Source organism: Kitasatospora sp. NPDC024654, assembly GCF_055559155.1.
Window position 1 is genome coordinate 1 of the sequence record NZ_JBVHLF010000072.1, and the last position, 4,065, is coordinate 4,065.

Below are 4,065 nucleotides of genomic sequence, written 5' to 3' on the forward strand. Positions count from 1 at the left end.
CCTGGCTGGCCGACGTCTACGCCCACGACGTCGCCCCCGACGGCCACCTGAAGTGCGAGGACGACGGGCCGAACACCGACACCCGGCCGTCCGACCAGATGATCGACCACCTGCGCGCCTTCGCCGCCTACGACACCGCGCACGACTGGACCAAGGTGATCCAGCGCTCCGAGGCGTTGGACAACGAGTTCACCGGCGCCTACTCCTCCAGCGCCGGTCTGCTCTCCGACTCCGTGGTGAACGCGGACACCACCAGCCCCGAGCCGGCCCCCGCCGACTACCAGGAGGACCAGCCCGACAACATCGTCGGCTACAACTCCATCCGGGTGCCCTGGCACCTGGGCACCGACGCGCTGCTCAACGGCAGCTCGACCGCGGCGACCGAGTACGCGCTCGCGCGGAAGGAGAGCGCCTGCCTGAAGGGCGAGTCGGGCGGCAACCCGCAGAACGTCTATCCGCACACCAACCTCGACTGCACGCCGTACTCGACCAGCGACCAGGCCGAGGAGGCCGGCGACGCGGTCGGCCCTGCCGCGATGGCCTCCGGTGACCAGGCGTGGACCGACGTGATCTGGAACTACCTGCCCATCAACCCCTTCGGTGACGGGTACTACGGCGAGACCATCAAGATGCTGGTCTACCTCGTGATGGCCGGCGACTACTGGAGCCCGAGCGCCACCAGCGCGCCGGGCAACGACTTCTCGGTGTCGGCCGCGCCGGCCGCCGGCTCGGTGGCGGCGGGTTCCGGCGCGAGCGTGACCGTCCGCACCGCGGTGACCTCGGGCAGCGCGCAGTCGGTGGCCTTGACGGCGTCGGGCCTGCCGTCGGGTGCGACGGCCTCGTTCAGCCCGGCCTCGGTGCGCGCGGGCGGCTCCTCGGCGCTGTCGATCGCGACCAACTCCACGGTCCCGGCCGAGAGTTATCCGATCACCATCACCGGCACCGCCGCCTCCGGCAGCCACACCGCCGGCTACACCCTGACCGTCACCGGCTCCTCCGGGGGTGGTCCCACCTTCACCCAGGCCGACATCGACTCCGCCGTGGCGGCACCGCTGATCGCCTTCGCGGCACCGACCCCCGACACACCGCGCCCGGGCACCATCCGACCGACATCGGTGCGGCCAAGGTGTTGGAGTACCTCGCCCTGGTCGACAAGGTGAGCCCGGGCAGCAAGGCCGGCAACGGGACCACGGTGGACAGCGCGTTGTTGGCCCAGGTCCGCAACCTGATCGCGGGCGGCAACGAGCCCGACGCGGACGGCGGCCTCGAAGGCTGGTCGCAGGCCCCGTCGCCGAGGCCCTGCTGCTGCTCAAGAACGGCCCGGACTGGCACGAGTTGACCAGCACCGAACAGAACAAGGTCGCGCTGCTCGAAGCGGCCATGGGCTACGGCGGGAACTACGCCTACAACGACGCCAACGACTTCTCCTCGGGCATCTGCGGCTTCGGCGACTTCGCCAAGACCAACAACCCCAACTACCGGGATGGTTACGTCGACGTGGAGATCGCGGCGATCCAGTTCTTCGGCGCCGCCACCTGGGACTCGATGCTGGCGAACTTCGACGATGCGACCGAGGTCTCCCGGCTCGACGCGGCCGGCCTGACCAACGCGGGCGGCTGCTTCAGCACGGTCGGCAGCGCCGCCAACGCTGCCATCCGGCCCGTGTTCGTCTACCAGGGACACCACAGCGGTGACCTGATGGGGCTGTGGAACCAGCTGGCGTCCGACACCTTCGACAAGACGGTGAGCAGCTCCGACGGCAGCGCACACATCGCCGACAACACCACCAGCCCGGAACAGGGACAGCTCGGCATGGGCCACGAGTTCGACTCCACCGACTCCAACGGCCTGCGCAGCTCGGCCCCGTACGTCTTCGAGGGCTGGATGAACGTCACCGGCAGCCGCCTGGCCATGACGGCGCTCGGCGACTTCAGCTGCTCGGCCGCCGCAGCGGCGCCGCAGTACCACGTGGGCAGCCTGGACCTGATCTACAAGCTCCAGCACGGCTACGTCAGTTACGCGCTCGACCAGGACGACATCCTGGTCGACGACCACGGTGACCCGAGCAGCGACGGCCCGAACGCCAAGGGCTACCAGTACGACCACGACGCGTACGACGCGCTGGTGGCCACCCAGTCCTGCTGAACAGGACCTCGATCCTCCGGCCCGGGGCGGCGCCCGCCGAGCCCCGGACCGGAGCACACCCGCACACCGCGTGATCAGCCCCGCCCTCGATGGCACCGGCTCGGTCGGGCCGAGCGGGGGCGCGGGTACCGTCACCCCCGGCCGAGACAGGCGGTGGCCGCCGAGAACAGCGCGGCGATGCCGGTCCGGAGGGTGAGGCGGACGTGGGGACGGAACTCGGGCGAGTGGTTGGCCGGTAGCGCGGCCATCTTCTCCGCCGCTCCGGCGCCCGGGGTCGCCGCCCACTGCTCGGGACCGACCATGCCGAGCATCCAGTACGCGGTCCGGATGCCCGTCACCCCGTGCAGCCCCACCCCCGGCTCCCCGAACAGGGGGAAGTCCTCGGTGGCCGGGGACGGCGGCCAGTCGGCGACCCGCTCCGGTCCGAACAGCTCCTGGTGCGCCGCGCGGAGGGCCTGCGACAGCACGGGATCGGGCGCGTTGACGCCCGAGCGGGACAGCTCCTCGACCTCCGGCTCGCGGGGAGTGCCCGCGGCCTCGGCCTCGCTCCGGACGATCCCCCGCACGGCCGCCGCGGCCCGCTCCAGGACCTGTTCGGTGAAGCCCCGCAGGGTCACCGTCAGGGTGGCCCGGTCGGGGATCACGTTGCCCTGGCCACCCGCCTCCAGGGAACCCACGGTGACCACCACCTGCTCGGCCGGGCCGGTCTCCCGGGACCCGATCGTCTCCAGCCGCAGCACGACGGCGGCCGCGGCCACCACCGGGTTCACCGCCAGCCGGGGCGCGGCGGCGTGCCCGCCCCGGCCGTGGATCACCACCCGCAGGGTCCGGCTGCCGGCCATCACCGGACCGCGCCCGTGGGCGACCATCCCGGCCGGGAACGGCGCGGTGTGCTGGGCGAGCACCACCGAGGGCGGCCCGAAGCGGCGGTAGAGGCCGTCCGCCAGCATGGCCCGGGCGCCGGCCAGGGTCTCCTCGGCCGGCTGACCGACCACCAGCACGGTGCCGCGCCAGCCCGCGCGCGCCTCGGCCAGGGCGGCCGCGGCCGCGGCGGCGCAGGCCAGGTGGACGTCGTGGCCACAGGCGTGCATCACCGGGACGGTCCGGCCGTCGGCCGTCCTGGCCGTCGCGGTACTGGCGTACGGCAGGCCGGTCCGCTCCGCCACCGGCAGGGCGTCCAGCTCCGCGCGGAGCAGCACCACCGGTCCGTCCCCGTTGCGCAGCACGGCGGCCACGCCGTGGCCGCCGATGCCCCGGGTCACCTGGTACCCGGCGGTGGCCAGCCGGTCGGCGAAGCGGGCCGCGGTGCGTTCCTCGGCCCCCGCGAGCTCCGGATGGCGGTGCAGGTCCAGGTAGAACTCGGCGGCCCGGGCGAGGGCGACGGCGGTGGGCACGGCAGGGGTCATCGGGCGGAACTCCTCGGGACACGTCGGGCGGACTGGTCGGCCGGTCAGATCGGGCGGTCAGATCGGGCGCGCGGGTCGGGCGGTCAGTGAGGTGTCAGCGGAGCGCACCCGGGGCTGCCAGCGCCGCGCGGTAGAACTGGCCCGGGGAGAAGGCGCGTTCGCACCAGCGCCGCCCGCTCCGCCACACCGGTCCGGCCGCCGCGGCCGGGCCGTTCCCCACCGCCGGAAGGAGTTCCCATGTCCGCCGACACGTCCCTTGCCTCGCTCGCCGAGGAGATCCTGAACCTGGAGTCGGAGACCTTCGAGATCAGCGACTACTCGGACACCAGCGAGGTCATGCTGGGCTCGTCCACCAGTTGCTCGTCGACCAGCACCTGCTCCAGCACCACCAGCACCACCAGCTGCACCGCCTGATCCGACGGGTCGCGCACCGTTGGGGCGGGGGCCGGGGGGGGGGGGGAAGGGGGGGGGGGGGAAGGGGGGGGGGGAAGAAGAAGACCGTGGTCGGGACGGG

At 72.9% G+C, this 4,065-nt stretch carries 5 protein-coding genes; 4 read left to right on the forward strand and 1 reads right to left on the reverse strand.

What is annotated here, in order from left to right; genetic code table 11:
- The 3 genes from ACZ38L_RS30295 to ACZ38L_RS30305 all read left to right on the forward strand — a co-directional run.
- Positions 1–1,160, forward strand: a 1,160-nt coding sequence (locus ACZ38L_RS30295; RefSeq protein WP_465699214.1) for a COG1470 family protein, incomplete at its 5' end; no start/stop codon positions are given.
- Positions 1,130–1,339 carry a hypothetical protein gene (locus ACZ38L_RS30300; RefSeq protein WP_465699216.1) on the forward strand — a complete coding sequence of 70 codons (210 nt, stop codon included), beginning with the start codon at positions 1,130–1,132 and terminating at the stop codon, positions 1,337–1,339. The genes ACZ38L_RS30295 and ACZ38L_RS30300, both read left to right, overlap by 31 nt.
- Positions 1,336–2,145, forward strand: coding sequence for a hypothetical protein (locus ACZ38L_RS30305; RefSeq protein WP_465699218.1), 810 nt, complete (start codon positions 1,336–1,338; stop codon positions 2,143–2,145). Before ACZ38L_RS30300 ends, ACZ38L_RS30305 begins: the two co-directional genes overlap by 4 nt.
- Before the next feature lie 131 nt (positions 2,146–2,276).
- Here ACZ38L_RS30305 and ACZ38L_RS30310 read toward each other — a convergent pair whose 3' ends face one another.
- Positions 2,277–3,551 (reverse strand): amidohydrolase, encoded by a 1,275-nt coding sequence (locus ACZ38L_RS30310; protein WP_465699221.1) that lies wholly within the window; start codon positions 3,549–3,551, stop codon positions 2,277–2,279.
- 237 nt (positions 3,552–3,788) lie between these two features.
- On the opposite strand from ACZ38L_RS30310, the gene ACZ38L_RS30315 reads away from it, so the two are divergent.
- Positions 3,789–3,965: a thiazolylpeptide-type bacteriocin gene (locus ACZ38L_RS30315; RefSeq protein WP_396567510.1), complete on the forward strand. Its 177-nt coding sequence runs from the start codon at positions 3,789–3,791 to the stop codon at positions 3,963–3,965.
- Positions 3,966–4,065: the final 100 nt, after the last annotated feature.

What these genes read in the sequence shown, in the direction of transcription:
- ACZ38L_RS30310 (WP_465699221.1), bottom strand. Translation starts at nt 3,551, where the DNA reads ATGACCCCTGCCGTGCCCACCGCCGTCGCCCTCGCCCGGGCCGCCGAG.
- ACZ38L_RS30315 (WP_396567510.1), top strand. Translation starts at nt 3,789, where the DNA reads ATGTCCGCCGACACGTCCCTTGCCTCGCTCGCCGAGGAGATCCTGAAC.